Consider the following 20,328-nt stretch of genomic DNA (forward strand, 5'->3'; position numbering starts at 1 on the left):
GGTCTGGACGCGAAGAAAAAGGCGGTCGATGACGCACTGAAGGCGCAGCAGGACGCGCAGAACGAAGCGGACAAGGCGGCTCTTGACGCCACAACCAGGCAGGCGGCGTATGATGCGCAGAAGAAGCTCCCGAAGGACATCGATGCCGCGCTCACGGATGTGTCCGGTTTGCTCGACCAAGCCAACAAATTGGAGACGCAAGGGGATTACGACGGACTGTATTTGATTGCGACCGAGGCAAAGAAGGTCGTCGTAGACACGCTCTCTATTCCTACCTCGAAAGACTACGAAACTGCGTTGCGCGATGCGCAGGATGTTGCCGAACAGGCGAAGCAGAGCGCAGTCGCGAAAAAGGCCGCAGCCGAGGCTGCGGCGGCGGTGTATGCAGCTGCGGCCAAGGCCTATGACCTGGCGTATGCGGCGCGACGAAGTGAGCTGATGAAGGAGGCGAAGGAACATCTGAAGCCATACAAGGCCACTACCTTGGTCTCCGATAGCAGCGTCCCGGCGGCTCTCCAGACCGATGCAAACCTCAAAAACGCGTGGGGCATCGCGTTCAACCCCAAAACCTTCATCTGGATAGCGGATAACGGGACGCAGCGAGCAACACTCTATGATGGTAATGGCGTTGTGCAATCCGTTGTGGTGAGCATTCCCGCTGGGAGCAACGGTCCAGCCAATCCGACCGGCATAGTTTTCAACGGGACCGGCGATTTCGAAGTCAGTAACAACGGCAAGTCCGGTACCGGCGTTTTCATCTTCTCAGGCGAAGGCGGCACGATTGCGGCGTGGTCTCCCAAGGTGAATCCGACCGCCGCGATCACTGTCTTCGACGATCGACATGGCGGTGCGGTCTACAAGGGGCTGGCCATCGCGAATAACGGCGGCGCCAACTTTCTCTATGCCGCGGACTTTCACAACAATAAGATCGACGTTTTCGACAAAAACTTCGGCAAGGTCACACTGCCCGGCGCGTTCCATGACGACTCTTTGCAAGCCGGCTTCGCGCCTTTCGGTATCCAGGCGATCGGATCGAAAATCTACGTCGCGTACGCTAAACAGGATACTGCGGCTCACGACAACGTCAGTGGTCCAGGTTTGGGCATAGTCAATGTGTTCGACACGGCTGGCAAACTCGTTCAGCATTTCGCGTCTGGTGGCCCGCTGAACGCGCCGTGGGGAGTTGCACAGGCACCGGCCGCCTTCGGCCAGTTCAGTAACGATGTGCTAGTCGGTAACTTCGGCGACGGAATGATCAATGCTTTTGATCCGGCTAGCGGAGAGTTCGTCGGCACACTCAAACAGAAAGATGGAAAGGCGATCATGCAGCCCGGACTTTGGGGCATAGCGTTTGGTAACGGCCTTAACAACCAACCGACCGACACGTTGTTTTTTGCCGCAGGACCTAACGGTGAAGCAAACGGTGTTTATGGCCGCATCGACGTGGATCGATAATGGCAGCCGCTTGCTCGAACGAAGCAAGACGCCATGAATAAGAACAGAGGGCGCGTTCGAACAAGTCACAGCGGTACGGGGCCGCTCTCGGCGAAGTCCGGGCCAGTGTCCACATCGCGGCGAACGGAATGGGGCGACCAGCCACGCCGGTGGCCGCGTGCCTGCCGAGTCGCCCCTGCGCTTCGATCATCGCAGCGTCGCGGTCGCGTCGAGTGGGTGGGGCCATGCTCGCAACTGCGCATCGCCGTCGAACGCGATGGAATCACGATCTCAGTGCCTTCGCCATGCTGCGCGATCATCTGATATGTTAGCGCGCCGTCGTTGGCACCATCGGCTGTGACCGTCGCGATTTCGCCGTCGATCTGATCGGACAACGATGCTGTCTGTGACGAATCATCGTTGTCTTGGTCCGCGAGTGTGTTTTTCGCCACGATCAGGCCGCTTTCGACACCCATCGGCGTGACTTCACGCCATGTTTCTCGTGCAGCCACTGCTCCGTCACCGAACACCTTCACTCCGGTACTATCGATCCGCACATGCAGCGGACCCTCGGGCAAACAGCGCTTGCCGATGATTGGGCGCTTCTTCGCTCGACGGCTCATGGTCGTGTGATCGGGGATCGGCACCGTGAGGCCCATCAGCCCGATCACCGCGCGCATCAGGCCTTCGGTCTGACGCAACCGCAGTTTGAAGGCGCAGCCCAGCATCAGCATGGTCTCAATCGCCAGGTCGGAATAGCGCGCGTCGTGCGCGACGCAGCATACCACTGCGCCAGTGCTTCGGGCGTAATCCAAAGCGTCAGACCGCCACGACTGCGAAGGCCCGCTTCGTATTCCCGGCAGTTCGTCACGCGGTGCTTCATCTTCACGACGTGATGGCGACGATCGGCGTTGTGCTTGTGCGGCAAGCGTCAGGGCCGAGATGGTGATCCGTCATGTTATCCCGCAGTCCTTTCAACTCGCCATCCGTGCACCAATGCCCAGCGCACTGCCTGATTGATGACTGCCGCCGGGAACCGATGACCGTGATAGAGCGATTGGCCATTTTCCATCACACAATCTACGCGACTACCTCGTCAACGTGACAGTGCCCGTGTTGGACCACCCGTATCTGCCCGGCAGGCCTGCTCAACATACGCTGGTCCATCTCGGATCATTTCACCTGAGCCACAAGATCCACAGCGGCTGGATCCTCTGGATAGCTCCTTTCGTCGCCATTTCTGACCCATCGCAACTCATGGTCCTCGCCCGAACGCGGCGTGATCATCGGGACAAGATTCATCGCGTCCCAACGGAGGTCATGCCGTGCTGTTGCGTATTCTCGTCGCGCAGACTTTGAACGACATCCTCGCCAATTCCATCGTGGCCGGGGTGCAGCGGCGTGACGACGTCACGCTCGTCTCCAACAATGCCCTGCGGACCGACGGCCTGCGTGACTGGCTGCGCAACAGCGGTGTGGTCCCAGACATCTTCGTGCTGGTGGGCTTCGAGCCGGATCTGGAGAATATCTCGTCCGAGCTGCTGGCCGACCATCCGTCGAGCGTGATAGTCCGGGTCGTCATCGGCCGCGAGGTGGTGCACCTGGACTGGGAATCGCGCAGCATCGACGAACTGGTGACGGCTGCCTGTCAGCTCTATAGCGGCCGGGACCGCCGCAACGGGCGCTCGGTCACGCTGCATGTCGGCGCCGACGCGCCGGCGGCGGAAACAATCCCCAGCCTTACGGCCAATGGGGACGGAATCGAACTGTTCGAGCGCGTCGAGCGCTGGCTCGACGACCAGCTTCTGGCGTACGTCCGGCGGCTCACCAGTACCGCGGGCGACGTGACCGGGCTGGCATTGAGCCGCACGACCATCGAGGCGCTTCTCACCCGCGACGCCATTCAGACCGGTGATGACGATTCCCAGTCCACGACCCAGCCCGCGCATGCCGCCGCCGACGAATTGGTCGGCCATATCGAGCAGGCGCCGAGTCACCGGCTCGCCGCGGTCTGGCGCGGTCTGGGACTCACGCCGGTCGAGCTCCAGGCGTTCGTGCTGTGCCTGGCACCCGAACTCTCGAACAAGTATCAGCGCGCCTTCGGCTTCCTGAACGACGACCTGTCGCGCCGTCATCCAACGCTCAGCCTGATCACCGAGATCCTCGGCGAACCGCTCGAGACGCGAATGTCCCTGACCCGAGAGGGGGTGCTCTCGCGGTGGAATCTCTGGAGCGAGTCGAGCGCGCCGCCCTACGCGGACGACTTGCTGCGCGTCGATCCCGCACTCGTCGCCTGGCTTCTGGGTAAGGACAACGCCTTGACTGGCGACGAAGCGATTCGAGGTCTCGTCCGGTTCGAACCTTGGGTGGGTGCAAACTGGATCGCCTCGCCGCGCGATATCGATGCCGTGAGTCAGATCACCGCTCTGCTGCGCGACGCGTCGTCGTCACCCCATTGGATCGTGCTGGCAGGTATCGACGGCTCGATCTCCAGGGCGGTCCTGGAAAAGGCGGCAGCCGCCACTCGCCGGCGTCTGATGCGCATTACGCTGGCAGCGTACCGCGATGAGGACGGAACCGGTCGGCCCGACCCGCTGCTGCGCATCGGTTGGATGGCCCGCGTTCTCGACGCGGTGCCGGTCCTCGACATCCGCAACGGCGGCGACTCCGCGGTGGCCACGCAGGTTGTTCGCCGCGCCATCGACATCTTCGAGGACCTGCCGTCCCCATGCGTATTGATCGCCTCGAAGATTGCTGACGTGGTGGAACTCGTGCCGGCGCGCGACCAGGCGGTCCTTCGGCTCGAGCCTTCCAGTGCGACCACGACTCTGACTGCCCTGACGGCCGGCACAAAGGACCACGGATTGCAGATCTACGCCCAAGATCTGGAGCGGCTGGCCGCCGCTTATCCCTTGCCGCTGGACGCCCTCGAGCGCGCCTTGCGCCTTGCCGGTGCGAGCGGAGCACTGGTCAACCAGCCCGAAGAGGAGCAGGCCGCAACGCTTGCCGAGGCCTTGCAGGCGGTGGCGAGCCCCGATTTGCCTCGGCTGGCAACCCGCCTCGCCCCGTCGTTCAAACTCGACGACGTCATCCTCCCCGACGACCGGCGCGATCAGCTCGACGACATCGTATCCCACGTAGTGCACGCCGACCAGGTGCTGCACGACTGGGGATTCGGCGCCCAGTTGCCCTATGGTCGCGGCGTGGCGGCGCTGTTCATGGGGCCGAGCGGCTGCGGCAAGACGATGGCTGCCCGCGCCATCGGGCACGCGTTGCGGCGATGGGTTTTCGCGGTCGACCTGTCGCGCGTAGTCAGCAAATACGTGGGCGACACTGAGAAGCATCTGGACGCTGTGTTTCTCGAAGCCGAGAAGGCCGGCGCGATCCTGTTGTTTGACGAGGCGGAATCGCTGTTCGGCGCGCGGGGGCCGGTCAAGGACTCGCATGATCAATACGCGAATTTCAAAACCGCCTACCTGCTTCAGCGCGTCGAGATGTTCTCCGGCCTGGCCATTCTGACCTCGAACCTGGGACGTAACATCGACAGCGCCTTCCTGCGCCGTCTGCGCTTCATCGTCGAATTCCCCATTCCCGATGCCGAGGCGCGCGAGCGCATCTGGCGTCAGTGCCTGCCCTCGAACGCGCCGCTGAGCGAGGATCTGGATCTGCATTTTCTGGCCCGCAGGGCCGAGCTCCCCGGCGGAAGCATTCGCCAGATCACGTTGCGAGCCGCCTTCAGCGCGGCCGCCGAAGGCTCGGCCATCCACATGCGGCACGTTCTCGCGGCAACACGTGCCGAGGCGCTCAAGATCGGCATGCCGCGTCTCGAGCGCGAGCTCGGCGAATTGGCAGCCTGACCACCATGGACGCGCTCGCCATCCAGAATGTCACGCTCGCGATCGCGGCACAGCTGAAGACCGCGCTCGCCGCAGCAGGCGTGGTGGGCAACCAGTCGCCCTTCGTCGGCCCGCTCGACGACCCTCAGGCCAACAATGCGGCACTGGTGCTGTTTCTGTATCGCGTGACCGCCAGCCAGGCCTTGCGCAACAGCGAGCATGTGGTGGGACCGGCAAACGCCAACGATACCGAGCATGTATATGCCAACGCCCTTCCCCTGGACCTCCACTATCTCGTCACGGTAGGGCGGCAGCAGGCCGCCGAGCCGGACGAATTGCGCGTGCTCGGATTCGCCATGCGGTCCCTGAATGACGCGGCCGTTTTGAGCGGCACCGCAGTCGAAGGTGAAACGGTGAGACTCACGCTCGACACGGCAACCAGTGAAGAGTTGAGCCGCATCTGGGCCCTGTTCCCGACCGTCAACTATCGCACTTCGGTGCTGTATCTGGCTTCGCCGGTCTGGATCGATCCCGCACTCGTCTCTGCCCAGGCGACGCCGGTCACCGACGAACGCCTGGTGGTCGGTTTCAGCGCATAGGAGAGCTACAGTGCCCACGTCCACGCTGCTCGCGCCTGAAACTATCGAACGTCAAGTTCTCGTGGCCGTCGAACTGTTCGATCCGGTAATCCTCTCCAACGTAAATCGTGGTCTGACGGTGTTCGCCCAAGGGTTGTCTGGCGCACCAATCACGAGTTGGAGCGGTCGTTATGTCTGGCTGCGCGAACTCGACGCATGGCCTAGCCGCTACGACGTAAGCGTCGACACAGCTCCTTACCAAACCGTGTCCCAGACCGCCCCGCCGAAGCCCGCAGACCTGGCGCAGGTCCCCTGGCCTCAGCGACTGACGCGCATCGTGCTGACGCCGACGCCAGCCTATCCCTTTCCGGATGGATTGACCGTCATCCGCGGCCGGCTGCGTGAGACCGCCGGTCCGGCGAGCGCTGCCGTCGTGGGCGCCACGGTCGGACTGAAGTGGGAAATGGACGCCAAGGGTGGCGCTGTCCAGGTCGTGTCGCCAATGACCTCGATTACCGATGCGGCCGGCGAATTCGCCTTGATGCTGCGTCCGCCCACTTCCTCGAAGCCGACCTTGAACCAGGGAAAGCTTTCGATCCAGATCCAGGCCACGCGCGGCGGCGAGACGCGCTCGGACATCCAGCTTTCCGTCGTCGACGGCGCGCTAACCGACTTGCCGAATCCCGTGGCCTGGAGCGACATGCAATGACGATTGACCGACCTAGCTATCGCCACGTTCGCGCAACCGAACGATTGATCGATTGATCGCCGCACTTTCTACCGAGGAGGCCCCATGCCCCAATATCTTGCCCCGGGCGTATACGTCGAGGAGATTGAACGCGGTCCCGTGCCAATCGAAGGCGTGTCGACCAACACTGCGGCCTTTCTCGGTCAGACCGAACGTGGAACGCTCATGCCCGCGTTGTTGACCAGCTACAACGATTATCTGAGGCGATTCGGCAGCGTGTTCGATCCAGATCAGTTCATGCCGCACGCCGTGAACGCGTTTTTCGAGAATGGTGGCACGCGCTGCTACCTGGCACGCATCCCCAACGTTGGTGCCACCCCTGCCTTTCATGATTTCGGTGGCTATCACGTGGAGGCGATCGGGCCCGGTGACTGGGGCAAGCGCTTGTTCGTCAAGATCAGCGATTCGACCACCAAAAAGGCGGGCCAGCCGGCGCAGGGCGGGCAGCTGGCGCAACCCGGCGCACCGATCGGCATCCGACTGCAGATCGCCTACTGGGCCGCCGATCCCACACCACCGAATCCCCTACCCGATCCCTTCGTCATCGGCCAGAAGCTCGCCGTCCCGCCAATGCAGACGGAGGACTTCGACGACGTGGTGCTCGACGACGCAGGCTCGCCCAACTACTTTTCGAAACGCGTCACGAACAACTCTGGACTGATCCTGTTTTCCAGCCTGGGAAACGGCCAGCCGATACAAACGGGAGCGAGCGAACTCGACCAGGGCGGCGCCGCCGGCAATCCACCGACGGTGGTCCAGTATCGCGGCGACGATCTCGACCCGACGCGACGCATGGGTCTGGCAGCGCTGCGTCTGGACCAGTACCGCGACACGGCCCTCGTCTACGCGCCAAATGTCCCCCCCGACATTGCCAAGGAAGTCATCAGCCACTGCGAGGGCGAGCGCTTCCGCTTCGCCGTCATCGACTGCGATTCTGGCCAGGGAGACGCCACCCAGCTTGATCCGCGCACCACGCTGCAGGACACCACCTACGCCGCGTTCTACTACCCGTGGATTACCGTATCCGATCCCAAGACCGGTGCGCCGGTCAAGATGCCGCCCGGCGGCGCTGTGCTCGGCATCTACGCCCGCAGCGACGACAATCGCGGCGTCTTCAAGGCGCCCGCCAACGAGCCGGTGCGCGGCGCGCTCGATCTCGAGTACAACGTCGACCAGGCCACGCAGGAGACGCTGAACCCACGCGGTGTCAATGCGACACGACAGTTTCCCGGCCGCGGCATCCTGCTCTGGGGTGCGCGAACGATGTCGTCCAATGCGCTGTGGAAATACATTTCGGTGCGTCGGCTGCTGATCTTTCTCGAGCATTCGATCTACGACGGCACCCAGTGGGTGGTGTTCGAGCCCAATGACGAGAAGCTCTGGGCGCGCGTCAAGGACACAATCCGACTCTTTCTTCGCACGCAATGGCGCGCCGGCGCCCTGATGGGTCTGACCGAGGCTGAGGCGTTTCGCATCGCCTGCGATCGCACGACCATGACCCAGGACGACATCCTGAACGGTCGGCTAATCTGCGAGATCGGCGTGGCTCCTGTCCGGCCGGCCGAGTTCGTGATCTTCCGCATTTACCAGATGACGCAGGAAGTCCAAACCTGACCTGAGGGGACATCGAAATGGCAACACGCACGGATCCACTACGCAATTTTCGATTTCGCCTCGAGATAGCCGGCATCACGGAGGCCGGCTTCAGCGAGGTGACCGTCGCCGATACGACGACCGATGCGATCGACTACCGGGAAGGCAGAGACCCGCCCCATCTGCGCAAGCTCTCGGGGTTGACCAAGTTCGCCAACGTTACGCTCAAGTGGGGCATGACCGATTCCATGGACCTCTACCAGTGGCACGCCGACACAGTGGAGAAGGGCAGCATCGCCAATCGCAAGACAGTCGTCGTCGTGGTCATCGACGAAGGCGGTGCCGACAAGGCACGCTTCGTCGTAAGCAATGCCTGGCCGATCAAGTACACCCCCGGCGCGCTCAACGGCAAGGGCAACGACGTCATGATCGAGACGCTTGAGCTCGCCAACGAAGGCATCGAGCGCCAGAAGGCGTGACGCCCCTGCGAGGACACCGACATGAATCCGACCACCAGCACGCGCTTCGCCACGGAAACAGAGTTCACGCTTCCCAAGGGCTATCTGGACACCGCCGGGGTTCTGCACCGGCGCGGCACGATGCGGCTTGCCACGGCAGCCGACGAGATCCTGCCCTTGCGCGATCCGCGCGTGCAGCAGAACCCGGCCTATCTGGCCGTGATCGTGCTGTCGCGCGTGATCGTCAAGCTGGGCTCGCTGACCGACGTTGACGTCAAGGTTATTGAGGGCCTGTACGCCGGCGACTTCGATTATCTGCAGCGCCTCTACGAACAGCTCAACGCCGTCGAGGACAGCGAGGAGGGCACTTCGCTTGCCAGCCTTCTACCGCGTCTGGCCGGCGAAAGGGTGGGCGCCGTGGGGGAAGTCTGAAGGTCTATCCTCGCGCCCGTCTCTTCGAGGAAATGGCCTTCATCGCATTCTATTTTCATTGGGGACGGGACGAACTCATGCATCTCGAACATAGCGAGCGCAGACGCTGGTGCAAGGAGTTGTCGGAGATCAACCGCCGTATGGACAGCGTGCACGAAAGCGCTCTGGACGCCCTGAATTGACGAAACCGCCATGGACCGACGCGACCCCTACCAAGGCTTTCGATTCCAGATCGAGGTGGAAGGCATCACCGTGGGCGGCTTTTCGCGCGTCAAGGGCATTGCGCGCGAAACCCGCTTCGAAACCTATCGGGAGGGTGGCGTGAACGACTTCGAGCACAAGCTGGCCAGCCTCACCACTTTCGGCAACCTGGTGCTCGAACGCGGCCTGCTCGCCGACTCGCTGTGGACCTGGCACGACGACGTTGTCGGTGGAACGGTGAAACGGCACAAGATCACGATCGCCCTGCGTGACGAGACCGGCAGCGATGTCTGGCGCTGGTACGTGGACGGCGCCTTCCCGGTGAAATGGAGCATTTCGGATTTCGACGCGTCCGGCTCGCAGGTGACCGTCGAAAGCGTTGAATTCGCGCACCACGGCGTGAGGAAGGCATGAGAGTCGCTCCCCTCGCTCCCAGGCTGCGCACGGCGGGAGAACGGCTGCACCGACCCTGGCGCGTGCGCTCGCGCGAGGCCAAGGCCGCAGTACCCGTGCGCTACACACATGGCATCGTGCGAGCGACGCTACGCTGGCGCCTTGACCGGGTGCGCCGCGCCCGTCGTCTGGACGCGCCTCGCACGGCGGTAATCCAGCACCAGCGCTTGTTGGAACGCGATCACCGTACGCTTTCCATGATGGTGCTGCGCTTGCATCGCGTGTGCGAGCGCGTCGTACCTACCCTGGGTCCGCAGGCATCCGACTCCACCGCCGTCTGCGTTATGGTCGCAGCGCCGGTGCTGCGAGGCTCGCCTGCGTCATCGATCCGCCTCGCTCGCACGCGACCCGGGATCGCGACCGCAAAGAATGAAGCGCCGCCGCACACGGCAGGATCCGCGCCGCTGCAGCAACGGAGCATGCACGTCGTTTTTTCTGCGGCGGAGCGCCGGGCACCGGCGTTGGCGGTCCCCGCCCAGCCCTTGATGTCGCGCACGAGCGCTCACTCCCAGCCCTGGCCCGCGACGCGGATCGCGCGACCGGCAAGAACACTGGCGGTGCGAACGATCGCACCGGCAACGCAAACGGAAGGTGAAGCCGTTGCGATCCATCATCGACGCCACGTCGCCACAGACCTGACCGCCCCAAACCCAAACCCAAACCCAAATCCAGCGCGAGCGAAGCGTCGCGCGGAGCCACGATGGAGCGAAGCGCCCGAAATTCGCCTGCGCCACGCGTCTACGATGCTGCGTGCCGAGCGCGCCCCCCGTCCTCCCGCGGAGCGCCCCGAACACCGGTGGGAGCAGCGGCCAGCGCAGTCCCGGCAAATCGAACTGACGGACGGACAGCGCCGCGCGGTCGCACTGGAGCTCCTGAGCGGCTCACTGATGGACCGCGTGACCGAGGATGTCATGCGCCGCATCGAAAAGCGTATGCGCATCGAACGCGAACGTCGGGGCGTGTGAGGTTGCCATGGCCAAACTCGAAAAAGCCAAGATCACCGTGCTCGATGGTGCGAACAAGGGCCAAGTCTATGAGGTCCTGTTCAACCCGACCGAGTATAGCTTCGACCGCACCAATGCGTTCAAGAGCACGCCGATCCCGGGACTCATCAGTCCGCTAATCCAGTTCGTCAATGGCGAGGCGGACACACTCAGCATGGAGCTCTTCCTCGACGACTACACCGACACGCCGGGCGGCCCCTCCGGAGCTGCGCCGAAGTCCGTGGAAGACCGGGTCAAAGACCTGAGCGGGCTGCTCAACATCGACCGCTCGCTTCACGCGCCGCCGCCCGTGCGGTTCTCTTGGGGACCGCTGGAGTTCACCGGCATCGTCGACAAGATGGGCCGCAAGGTTAGCCTGTTTCAGCCCGACGGCACCCCGGCACGCGTGCGGCTCTCGGTGAGCTTCAAGGAGTACCGGACCATCGAGCAGCAGCTGCAGTCGCCGCGTCGGGAATCGTCTGACAAGAGCAAGCGGCGTGTGATCGTCGGTCAGGACAGCCTGTGGGCGATGGCGGCGCGCGAGTATGGCGACCCGGCGCAATGGCGCTTCATCGCCACCCAGAACGACCTCGACGACCCGCGCGAGGTCCGGCCGGCCCAATGGCTCATTCTCCCGCCCCTGGAGATCGACAGTGGACCTCTCTGAGTTCTCCAGCCAGAACGGCGGGCTCTACGTTCCGGCGTGCACAGTCGCCGTGGCGCGGCAAGATCTTTTGCGCGACGAGCTGATTGCCGTCAGCCAGGTCGAAGTGGACCTGGTGCTGCAGGCTGCGGCCCGTTTTACGTTCACGGTCGTTAATGCCTACAGCATCGAAGACCACGATTTCGTCTCGGGCCGCGGTCGCAACGTGTTCGACATCCTGAAGTTCGGCGCTCCGGTCACCATCCGCATGGGCTACGGCGACAACGCGCGACTGCCGACGGTGGTGACCGGCACTATCACCGAGATCAGCACGAGCTTTCCAGAGAGCGGATATCCCGAACTGGTCGTGGCGGGTTACGACCGCGCCTTTCCGCTGACGGTGGGAAAGAATTCCCGCACCTGGACCAAGGCGAGCGACAGCGACGCGGTGTCCGAGATCGCACGCTTTCACAATCTGCAGATCGACCTTCAGACCACCAAGGAAAAACACGCGCAGATCGAGCAGAACCAGGAGACTGACCTGGAGTTCATCAAGAAGCTTGCAGATCGCAACCACTTCGAATTCTATGTGCGCGAAGACACGCTGCGCTTCGGCAAACCTAAGGACAAGGGTTCGGGCTTGGTACGCATGCGCTGGGGCGAAGGTTTGCTGAGCTTCAAGCCGGAGGCCAATCTGGCGGGTCAGGTCAGTTCGGTGGAGGTGTATGGCTGGGACTCGAAGAACAAGCAGACCTTCAAGGGCGTGGCGACGGCCGGCGACGAATCGGGCCGCGAGCCTCGCGCATCCAGCGCGGGCGATCTGCTCAAGCGGCCGGGCTACCAGTCGCCGGTCCTGCGCCTGCGTCAGCCGGTGTTCTCACAGGCGGAAGCCGACAGCCGCGCACGGGCAGCGCTCAACGAGCGCGCCAAGCAGTTCCTGACAGGCGACGGCGAATGCATTGGCATCCCGGAGCTTCGGCCGGATGAAAGCGTCACGCTGGAAAACCTCGGCCCGCATTTCTCCAAAGTCTATTACGTGCACGAGGCCACGCACAAATTCGATACCGGCGGCTATCGCACCCGCTTCAAAGTCAAGGAGACGACGTTATGAGCATGCATGCGGTTGCACACGCGGAGACCGACCACGAGGCGGGCGGCTACGTCAAGGGCGCAGCGCTTGCGCTCGTCACGCAAAACAAGGACCCCGACGGTCTGGGACGCGTCAAAGTGCGCTATCCCTGGCACAGCCAGTCAGCCGAAAGCTATTGGGCACGCCTCGCAACACCCATGGCCGGAAGAGGCCGCGGCCTGGTCCTTTTGCCCGAGGTGGGCGACGAGGTGCTGGTCATCTTCGAGCGTGAGGATCTGCGGTTTCCCTACGTGCTGGGCGGCTTGTGGAATGGAAAGGAGCAACCGCCGGAAAAGAATGCCGACGGAAAGAACAACATCCGGCTCCTGAAGACGCGGGAGGGCCACATGCTGCTCTTTGACGACGGCTCGCCTGGCCGCATCGAATTGAAGCTCAAGGACGGCAAGAAGCTGCACATCGACGACAACAAGATCGAGATCACCGACGGCAGCGGCAACAGTATCAGCATTGACAGCAAGGGCGGTGGGATCACGGTGCAGTCGACGACCAGCCTCACTTTGAAGTCGCCGAAGATCTCGGTGGAGTCCGGCGGCGACATCTCCCTGACGGGCGGCACCGTGACGATTCAGGGCACGCCCATCAAACTCAATTGAGCCAGCCATGGGACAAGCCGCCGCGCGCATGGGGGACTTGACGAGTCACGGGACGCCACTCGGCCCCGGACTGGGCTGCCCCACGGTTCTTATCGGCGGGCAGCCGGCATGGCGCGTCGGTGTGGATGTGCACATCTGCCCCTTGTCCGACGTTCTGAAACCGCACGTCGGCGGCCCTGTCGCGGTGGGAAGCGCGACGGTGTTCATTGGCGGCGCACCGGCGGCGCGTCAGGGCGATCTGGTGGTCGAGGCCGGAGCTCCGAACGCCATCGCCACAGGCCTTGCCACGGTCCTTATCGGATAGGCGGCAATCATGGATGAAAAAAAGGAATTCCTCGGGCGCGGCTGGGCCTATCCACCGTCTCTGGATCCGCTCACCGGCGCGGTCGAGTTCGCCGAATTCGAGGACGACGTACGCCAGGCTGTCTTCATCATCCTCGGGACGGCGCCGGGCGAACGCCTGATGCGGCCGGACTTCGGCTGCGGCATCTACGACATGGTTTTCGAGGTCATCGACGCGTCCACGCTCACCCGCGTCGTCAACCTCGTCACCGAGGCGCTGATGCGCTACGAGCCGCGCATTTCACTCACCGGCGTCGATGTCGATCCGCTGTTCGCCTCCGAGGGTCGCCTTGAGGTCACGGTGAAATATCTGGTTCGCAGTACAAACCAGGTTGGCAACCTGGTGTTTCCGTTCTATTTCGGCGAAGGCGGACGACCGTGACACGCCCTGATCCTCCCATTGATGCGCGCCGGACTGAGGCCTGGTATCAGGAACTCCGGACGCGGGCGGGCGCCTGGCTTCCGGAATGGCAGCCGAACCGCATCGCGTCCGACTTCGGCGACGCGCTCCTGCGCATTGCCGCGCGTTTCGATTCGGAGGTCACGCAGCGCCTCGACCGCGTATCGACAAAGGCGGCGCTGGGCTTTCTCGACTGGCTGGCGATTGCTCCGCGTGCCGGCCAGGCTGCGCGCGTGCCGGTGGCGTTCAAGGTAGCCGATGGCGCGGTGGCCACGGTCTTCGCACCCGCGCCGGTACGCCTGCAGGCCTCCACGGACGATGTTCCCGTGATCCTCGAAACCGAAACCGACCTCGACATCGTTCCGTCCTCGATCGCCAGCATGGTCGCCGTCGATCCGGCGACCGACCAGATATATCTTCCGCCGGCCCCGGTATTGAGCCTGGATGGGCCTGCGCTCGCACCCACGGCTTGGACCCTGAAGTCCCCCGCCCAGGGCGGGAGCGGCAAACTGCAACTCTCACCCGCATTGGGGCTGGACGTCGGGACCGTGCTGCGGCTCGGCGATCTCGAATACCAAGTGGCCGGAAGCGCGGTCGGCGATATGGTGCCGATCGAGCCACCGCTAGGCACACCCAACGGTTCGCTGGAAAACGCTGCTGCCGGGACACCCCTAGTGGCCACCGGCGCGGTCTTCGAGACTGTCACCGATTTTGCGCCCTTCGACGGCGCCACGCGCGGCCTGCAGGAACACGCGGTCTACCTGGGTGACGAGAACCTGCTCAACATGGCCTCCGAGGGCACGATCAGCGTGCGCGGCGCGGCCTCCCTGGCAACCATGGAGTGGAGCTATTGGGGCAAGCTGGATCCGAATGATCCGGGCTGGCTGCCACTGAAGTTACTTGGCCTCGAGGGTGAAGATCTGGTGCTGCAGAAGACCACTCACGCGAGCGTCGAAATGCTGGAACTCAACGGTGTGAGCAGCCGCTGGTTGCGCGCGCGACTCGTGCCGAGTGCCGGCAACGCGCCCGCCGATGCGATCGCGCTGTTCAACCTCGGTCTGAAAATCAACGCATCGGCGCAGGCACCCGCGTCGGCGACGGCCGACAGCCCGCAGGTCGTCGGGGTGGCCAACACGACGCCCTTGGTGATGAATCAGCCTTTCTATCCATTCGGCAGGATTCCGCGGCAGTTCGACGCTTTCTATCTCGGCTGTAACGAGGCCTTCTCCAAACCGGGTGCGATCGCGAAAATCAAATTCAACATGTACGGACCCACCCTTGGACCGCTGGCACTGACCGCAAGCGCCGGCGCCGACGCCCTGCTCTATGGTGTCGGGCAGGACGGCGCACTGCATCGCTACCGGCTCAATCCGAACGCATCACCGGGCTTGACCTATCTGGGCCCGGTGCGGCCCAAGCCCGAAACCGCCGCAGCCGGCGGGGCGCCGTTCGCGGCGGCCCAACCAGCGATTGGCCCGGTATTGCAGCAACACGCCGGGTCGGTCAGCGTCTTCGTGGCCGAGACTCATCGCGTCTGGCAATGGACGGAATCGACAGCAGTGACTGCGCCTCCCGGCACCTGGCAGGATCTTGGCATGCCGGCCGACACTGGCACGGCGTCCAGCATCGCGCAACTTGTCCTTCTCGGCAGCATGCCCGACGATTCCACCCTCGTCATTCGCACGCACGACGGCCGACTGCTGGCGCGCAGCGTCGCCGTGCCCGGGCCGTGGCGCCCGCTGGGCGAGCGCGAACTGCACTGGCTGCAACTGGTGCCGATCCGCGACCTGAATTGGTTGGACCAGGAACCGGCGCACGCCGACGAGACCCTCGCTCTCGACACGCGCGGACGGCTGGTTCTGCTCGAGCGCGATCGCAATGGTGAATGGGCGGTGACGGTGACGACGAGAGATAAATGGGTGCAATGGACGCGCAGCATCGCTCCGCTCGCTCTGATCGACGGCAACGCGCTGGTGATCGTCGGTGCAAGCTCCGAAGACGCGCAATCCGAGATGCCCGACGCGCTGTCCGGCTTGCGCTTCGCCCGCTTCGGCGACGGCGGACGGTCCCGGATGAGCGAACCCGAAGTCCTGGGTCCAGTGAACTTCGAAGGCCGGGTAGTCGGCTCGCACATCACGGCCCGGCTGCTATCCGGCCGCGTCGCGGCCACGGGCGATCCCCTCGCCGCATTGCACGTGGTCTTCACGCTGCAAGAAGGCGACGAGGCCAGTAGGTGTCTGGCATGGTGGACGCCCTTCGACTCCGGGTCGAACAATGTCCTGCGTCGCAGCGATCCGCCGGGCGAGGTCGGCACGTTCGGACAGGTGCCGGCATTCTTCGGCAATCGCATTGTGGTTCCGGGCACGCGGCGCGACCTGCTGGTCAATTCGCTGTCTGTGTTCGACCACGCGTTGTTCTCGCCGCATGCGAGGTTGCTGACAGATGGTTTGCTCTCGCGCCACCAGTTCGATCCGAAGGACGTGCTGGCGCTCAACGACACGAGCGCAGAGGCACTCGGCATTGCTGCGGCGCTCGCATCCGGTACGTGGCTGTATCGGCCGGGAATCGCATTGAAAAGCGGTCCGGCGCGTATCCTCCCCAATCCGGCGGCCCTGGCAGCATACCAGGCGGAGCCCACTTCAAAACCAAATGAGCTCCTCCTCGTCGATCCGCCCACCGTGCTCGCCAAGGGAGCGCGACTGCTTCTTTCCTACATCGATGTAGACCTTGTGCAACATTGGGCCGCGTTTGAAGTCAGCAAGGCCGGCGCCGCCCGTGGCGCTTCGAACAAGCGCCGGGTCACGCTCAACGCGAACGTGCCCGAACTGGCGCCCGGTGCAACCTTCAACTGCTTCGTCTATGACGCCGCCGGTTGCCCCGACAGCCGGATCATCGACGTGGCGACGCGCCCGGTGTTCTCGCTAAAGGGCCTGGCGGCCGTGCAGCCGCCGAGCGCGTCATTGACAATCGGAGTCGGCACGCGCATCCATTTTCTCGACGGCCACACTCAGCCCGCCTCCCAGCGCGTGGCGGAAATCGTCTCCATGGCGGGCGAATCACTCGCCGTGCTCGAAGCCGCATGGCAGGTCCATCCCCAACCCACTGCGGCGGACCGACTCGAAATGGCAATCCAGTCCGGTGGCGACCCTTGGGCCACTTACACCGGCGACGTCTCCACCAATCCCGACCTGTCATGGGAATACTGGAACGGCACCGGCTGGTGGGGATTGTCGGATGTCGACGACCGTACCGCCAACCTCAAGCTCGCCGACACCATCGGCTTCACCGTCCCCGACGATCTGATGCCGACCCAGGTCCTCGGGGTGCAAAGCCACTGGATACGTGCCCGCCTAGCGGGCGGCGATTATGGCCGCGAGACCTACAACATTATCACCACACCAATCAGCCCAAAGCCACCTCCGCCAGCGATCTCCGAACGCCAGGAAGTAACCATCAACACCGACGACGTGCGGCCCCCCATCGTGCTCTCGCTGAGCGTCGCCTATCAGCTCAACGATCCGATCGCACCGCGAACGGTCCTGACGTTCGACAGCTTGTCCTGGGGTGACGAAAGCGACGCCAACCTAGCGACGGGCGCGCGCATCGACGCCTTCATGCCTATTGCCGTAAACCTGCAGCACCTTTCCGGTCCACCGCAGTCTGCGACGGCCGCTGCGGCCGGCGCCGGCGCCGGCGCTTCAGAAGGCGATTCCTGCTGCGACCCCGGTTGCGGCTCCGGCGGTGATTGCCGTTGCGGCGGAGCGCCGGCGCAGGCGCAAGCGTCCGCCGCGGCGACGGGCACCGGAACGTCGGCTGCACAAGGCACCGCCGCGCCCGGACGTGCGCTCTATCTGGGCTTTGCCAAGCCGCCGCAAGGTGCCGCGGTGCGACTCCTCTTTCTCGTATCCCAAGAATTCGATTTCGACACCTTTGCGCCATTGACGGCAGAAGTCCTGCGCGAGAACCGCTTCGAGCCCATCGTGATCAGCGACGAAACGCGCGCGCTCGGCGAAAGCGGCGTCGTCACGCTGGTCCTCGACACGCCGCCGACCAGCGCCGAACTGTTCGGAACCGCGGGCTACTGGATCCGCCTGCAGCCGAAAGGCGCCTCCTCGGGGTGGACGCCGTCGCTGCGTCATGTGTTCGTCAATGGCACCTGGGCCACGGCTGCGGAAACCCAGGAGCTCGAGATCGTGGGTTCATCCGACGGCTCACCCAACCAGAGTCTGTTCCTGTCGCGCCCCCCCGTCCTGGCAGGAACCCTGGATCTGTGCGTGCTGGAGCCGCTCGGCGACGAAGAGCTCGCGGCGCTCGACCCGGTAAAGAACCCGGTACGCAGCGACCTTCCGGACATGCCTGGGAACTGGGTGCGCTGGAACGAAGTGGTCGATCCGGGAGACGAGGATGCCGAGGCGCGGGTCTATGTCCTCGACCCCATTTCGGGCGAGATCCGTTTCGGCGACGGCCAGCACGGCATGGTTCCTCCGGTCGGGACGGACGCGGTGGTGGCCTTCAGCTACCGACGCGTCAGCGGCGCCGCCGCCAACGCCATCGCGCCCTTCGCGATGCTGAACCTTGTCACGCCGATCGACGGTGTGGAGAGCGCCATTGCGGCCGATCAGGCCGAAGGCGGCAGCGATCCCGAGTCGGCCGATCGCGTACGCCAGTTCGCACCGGCCCGGCTGCGGCATCGCGATCGCGCTGTCACGCTGCGCGACCTGCAGGACCTCGCGCGTTACGCCTCGGCCGACGTGGCACAGGCACTGGCCCTCTCCGGTCCGCTAGGCGCGCGGGTGATCATCGCGACGCGCGCCGACCCGCCTCTGCCAGGCAACGCCTTGCGCCGGGCCGTGACCGACTACCTTCTCAAACGTGCGAGTCCAGCGTTCGCGCGTCGCGCTGCCGTGCAGGTCAGCGGCCCCACGCTGGTGCGCTTTCGGGTGAGCATCCTGTTGCGCGTGGCCACGCTCGACATCGCCGGTACCGTTGCGGACCGGGTACAAGCGGCAGTCAAGGATCTATTCGATCCCGCCACGGGCGGCTTCGATCAGAACGGCTGGCCGATCGGCGTCGGGCCCAGCGAAGACGACGTGGGCGCGTGTCTGGTCGCGGCCCAGCCGCCGATTCCTTTCGATGAAGTGATCGCGGTGACGTTCACCCTCACGGGTCGCGAAGACGCCGTCAACGCATTGAACGTTCCCGCCGACGGGCTGCCGCTGCTCGAGGCCGGCGGCGTCGACATTCAACTCGAGCCGATGACGGTGCAAACGTGAACCAACTGCTGCCGGATCTCGTCAAGACCGACTTCGATCAGTTGGTCGCGCTGGGGCGCGCGCTGCTGCCGAGGCTCGCACCGACGTGGACCGATCACAATCTGCACGATCCGGGCATCATGCTCATCGAGCTGCTCGCGTGGACCGCCGACGCGCAGATCTACTCGCTGGCGCGCATGCGGCACGACGAGCGCGAGGCATACGCCGCCCTGCTCGGTCTCGCGCCTCGCGGCCCCGCCGGGGCAACGGGTCTGGTGTGGTCCAGCCCGCCCGGCGCCGCACCGTGGGGCGCCGGGACGATCTTGAGCGCGCATGCCGCGGTCACCGCCGGGCAACCCCTGCCGGCATTCCGGCTGACGCGCAGCATCGAATGCACGGCGGCGCGCCTGGTATCGGTCACGACGCAAATGCAGGACGGAACAATGACCGAATACACCGCCATCAATGGCAGGTCTGGCGCGAGCTTTCTGCCGTTCGGCGCACGTGCTTCATCCGGAGATCGCCTGATTCTCGGTTTCAACGGCACGCTGCACGCGCCCAATGCCAACGCGGCGTCCGACGCCTGCCTTGCATTCGGGGTGCGCGTGCCTGGTGGTGTGGACGGTGCCGCGGGCACCGGCCCGCTGGTCGATGGCCCGCCGAGCGCAGTGGCATGGCGGCGCTTCGATGCCTGGCTCGTCGACGGCGTGGTGCGCTATCCGTTGACGGTGGTTGACGACAGCACCGACGGATTCCAGCGTTCCGGCGCCATCCTCCTCGATACCGGCGCCGTGCCAAAAACGCTCGCCGCCAGCTTTACGATCATGTTCGAGTGTCGCGACGGCGGCTTTCCCGGCGCGCCGCGCATCTCGGCCATCCAGCCCAACGTGTTGCCCATCGAGCAGATCGAAGACAAGACGCTGTCCTTTCCCTCCGGCCTCAGCGGCGCGCCCGACCTGACCCTGTCCCTGAACGCGCCGGGACTCATGTTCTCGACCCAGGCGCCGGCGCCGACAGTGACCTTCACTACGCCGCAAGGGGATGAACTCTGGAGTCTCGCGGACGATCTTTCGGAGAGCGGTCCGAACGACAGGGTGTTTGCCTTCGACGCCACGAACAGCAGCTTGCGCTTCGGCAACGGCATCAACGGGCGGCTACCGCCCCCGGGGCTTCCGCTGACCATCAGCTATCGGCCTCGGCGGGCGCAACCGGCAACGCGCCCCCGGGCCTAG

The 20,328-nt window shown here is 64.3% G+C and carries 18 protein-coding genes; 17 read left to right on the plus strand and 1 reads right to left on the minus strand.

All coding sequences use genetic code 11. The features are described from left to right. Window positions 1-408: 408 nt before the first annotated feature. Window positions 409-1,455 carry a TIGR03118 family protein gene (locus SB822_RS30535; protein ID WP_410856347.1) on the plus strand — a complete coding sequence of 349 codons (1,047 nt, stop codon included), beginning with the start codon at window positions 409-411 and terminating at the stop codon, window positions 1,453-1,455. A gap of 65 nt (window positions 1,456-1,520) precedes the next feature. Here SB822_RS30535 and SB822_RS30540 read toward each other — a convergent pair whose 3' ends face one another. Continuing rightward, window positions 1,521-2,222, minus strand: a complete 702-nt coding sequence (locus tag SB822_RS30540; protein ID WP_410856259.1) for a transposase — start codon at window positions 2,220-2,222, stop codon at window positions 1,521-1,523. Between the two features lie 537 nt (window positions 2,223-2,759). On the opposite strand from SB822_RS30540, the gene SB822_RS30545 reads away from it, so the two are divergent. From SB822_RS30545 to SB822_RS30620, 16 genes are all read left to right on the plus strand, one after another. Further along, window positions 2,760-5,291 carry an ATP-binding protein gene (locus tag SB822_RS30545; protein WP_410856260.1) on the plus strand — a complete coding sequence of 844 codons (2,532 nt, stop codon included), beginning with the start codon at window positions 2,760-2,762 and terminating at the stop codon, window positions 5,289-5,291. A 5-nt stretch (window positions 5,292-5,296) separates the two neighbouring features. Then, the gene (locus tag SB822_RS30550) at window positions 5,297-5,869 is read left to right on the plus strand and encodes a DUF4255 domain-containing protein (RefSeq protein WP_410856261.1); all 573 of its coding nucleotides are present in this window, start codon (window positions 5,297-5,299) and stop codon (window positions 5,867-5,869) included. Between the two features lie 10 nt (window positions 5,870-5,879). Then, the gene (locus tag SB822_RS30555) at window positions 5,880-6,557 is read left to right on the plus strand and encodes a hypothetical protein (RefSeq protein ID WP_410856262.1); all 678 of its coding nucleotides are present in this window, start codon (window positions 5,880-5,882) and stop codon (window positions 6,555-6,557) included. An 84-nt stretch (window positions 6,558-6,641) separates the two neighbouring features. Next, complete coding sequence (locus tag SB822_RS30560) at window positions 6,642-8,210, plus strand: phage tail sheath family protein (RefSeq protein ID WP_410856263.1); 1,569 nt, start codon at window positions 6,642-6,644, stop codon at window positions 8,208-8,210. 17 nt (window positions 8,211-8,227) lie between these two features. Further along, on the plus strand, window positions 8,228-8,668 hold the full coding sequence (locus tag SB822_RS30565) for a phage tail protein (protein ID WP_410856264.1): 441 nt from the start codon (window positions 8,228-8,230) through the stop codon (window positions 8,666-8,668). 21 nt (window positions 8,669-8,689) lie between these two features. Beyond that, a complete protein-coding gene (locus tag SB822_RS30570) occupies window positions 8,690-9,079 on the plus strand; it encodes a hypothetical protein (RefSeq protein ID WP_410856265.1) in 390 nt (129 codons plus the stop codon). Then, window positions 9,076-9,261, plus strand: a complete 186-nt coding sequence (locus SB822_RS30575) for a DUF6760 family protein (protein ID WP_410856348.1) — start codon at window positions 9,076-9,078, stop codon at window positions 9,259-9,261. Before SB822_RS30570 ends, SB822_RS30575 begins: the two co-directional genes overlap by 4 nt. 10 nt (window positions 9,262-9,271) lie before the next feature. Continuing rightward, window positions 9,272-9,694, plus strand: a complete 423-nt coding sequence (locus tag SB822_RS30580) for a phage tail protein (protein ID WP_410856266.1) — start codon at window positions 9,272-9,274, stop codon at window positions 9,692-9,694. 782 nt (window positions 9,695-10,476) lie between these two features. Beyond that, complete coding sequence (locus SB822_RS30585; protein WP_410856267.1) at window positions 10,477-10,698, plus strand: hypothetical protein; 222 nt, start codon at window positions 10,477-10,479, stop codon at window positions 10,696-10,698. A 7-nt stretch (window positions 10,699-10,705) separates the two neighbouring features. Continuing rightward, window positions 10,706-11,383, plus strand: a complete 678-nt coding sequence (locus SB822_RS30590; RefSeq protein WP_410856268.1) for a CIS tube protein — start codon at window positions 10,706-10,708, stop codon at window positions 11,381-11,383. Beyond that, window positions 11,370-12,470: a phage late control D family protein gene (locus tag SB822_RS30595; RefSeq protein WP_410856269.1), complete on the plus strand. Its 1,101-nt coding sequence runs from the start codon at window positions 11,370-11,372 to the stop codon at window positions 12,468-12,470. The genes SB822_RS30590 and SB822_RS30595 overlap by 14 nt, the downstream gene beginning before the upstream one ends. Continuing rightward, entirely contained in the window at window positions 12,467-13,102 is a 636-nt protein-coding gene (locus SB822_RS30600; RefSeq protein WP_410856270.1) for a phage baseplate assembly protein V, read from the plus strand. The genes SB822_RS30595 and SB822_RS30600 overlap by 4 nt, the downstream gene beginning before the upstream one ends. A gap of 7 nt (window positions 13,103-13,109) precedes the next feature. Beyond that, window positions 13,110-13,406: a PAAR domain-containing protein gene (locus SB822_RS30605; protein WP_410856271.1), complete on the plus strand. Its 297-nt coding sequence runs from the start codon at window positions 13,110-13,112 to the stop codon at window positions 13,404-13,406. A gap of 9 nt (window positions 13,407-13,415) precedes the next feature. Continuing rightward, a complete protein-coding gene (locus SB822_RS30610; RefSeq protein ID WP_410856272.1) occupies window positions 13,416-13,826 on the plus strand; it encodes a GPW/gp25 family protein in 411 nt (136 codons plus the stop codon). Beyond that, window positions 13,823-19,117, plus strand: a complete 5,295-nt coding sequence (locus tag SB822_RS30615; RefSeq protein WP_410856273.1) for a baseplate J/gp47 family protein — start codon at window positions 13,823-13,825, stop codon at window positions 19,115-19,117. The genes SB822_RS30610 and SB822_RS30615 overlap by 4 nt, the downstream gene beginning before the upstream one ends. Further along, a complete protein-coding gene (locus tag SB822_RS30620; RefSeq protein WP_410856274.1) occupies window positions 19,114-20,328 on the plus strand; it encodes a hypothetical protein in 1,215 nt (404 codons plus the stop codon). Before SB822_RS30615 ends, SB822_RS30620 begins: the two co-directional genes overlap by 4 nt.

The organism is Paraburkholderia sp. SIMBA_054, assembly GCF_046534875.1.
Taxonomy (GTDB): domain Bacteria; phylum Pseudomonadota; class Gammaproteobacteria; order Burkholderiales; family Burkholderiaceae; genus Paraburkholderia; species Paraburkholderia hospita.

Coding starts and splice junctions, on each gene's coding strand:
- SB822_RS30550 (WP_410856261.1), top strand. CDS start 5,297: ATGGACGCGCTCGCCATCCAGAATGTCACGCTCGCGATCGCGGCACAG.
- SB822_RS30560 (WP_410856263.1), top strand. CDS start 6,642: ATGCCCCAATATCTTGCCCCGGGCGTATACGTCGAGGAGATTGAACGC.
- SB822_RS30565 (WP_410856264.1), top strand. CDS start 8,228: ATGGCAACACGCACGGATCCACTACGCAATTTTCGATTTCGCCTCGAG.
- SB822_RS30570 (WP_410856265.1), top strand. CDS start 8,690: ATGAATCCGACCACCAGCACGCGCTTCGCCACGGAAACAGAGTTCACG.
- SB822_RS30580 (WP_410856266.1), top strand. CDS start 9,272: ATGGACCGACGCGACCCCTACCAAGGCTTTCGATTCCAGATCGAGGTG.
- SB822_RS30585 (WP_410856267.1), top strand. CDS start 10,477: ATGCTGCGTGCCGAGCGCGCCCCCCGTCCTCCCGCGGAGCGCCCCGAA.
- SB822_RS30590 (WP_410856268.1), top strand. CDS start 10,706: ATGGCCAAACTCGAAAAAGCCAAGATCACCGTGCTCGATGGTGCGAAC.
- SB822_RS30600 (WP_410856270.1), top strand. CDS start 12,467: ATGAGCATGCATGCGGTTGCACACGCGGAGACCGACCACGAGGCGGGC.
- SB822_RS30605 (WP_410856271.1), top strand. CDS start 13,110: ATGGGACAAGCCGCCGCGCGCATGGGGGACTTGACGAGTCACGGGACG.
- SB822_RS30610 (WP_410856272.1), top strand. CDS start 13,416: ATGGATGAAAAAAAGGAATTCCTCGGGCGCGGCTGGGCCTATCCACCG.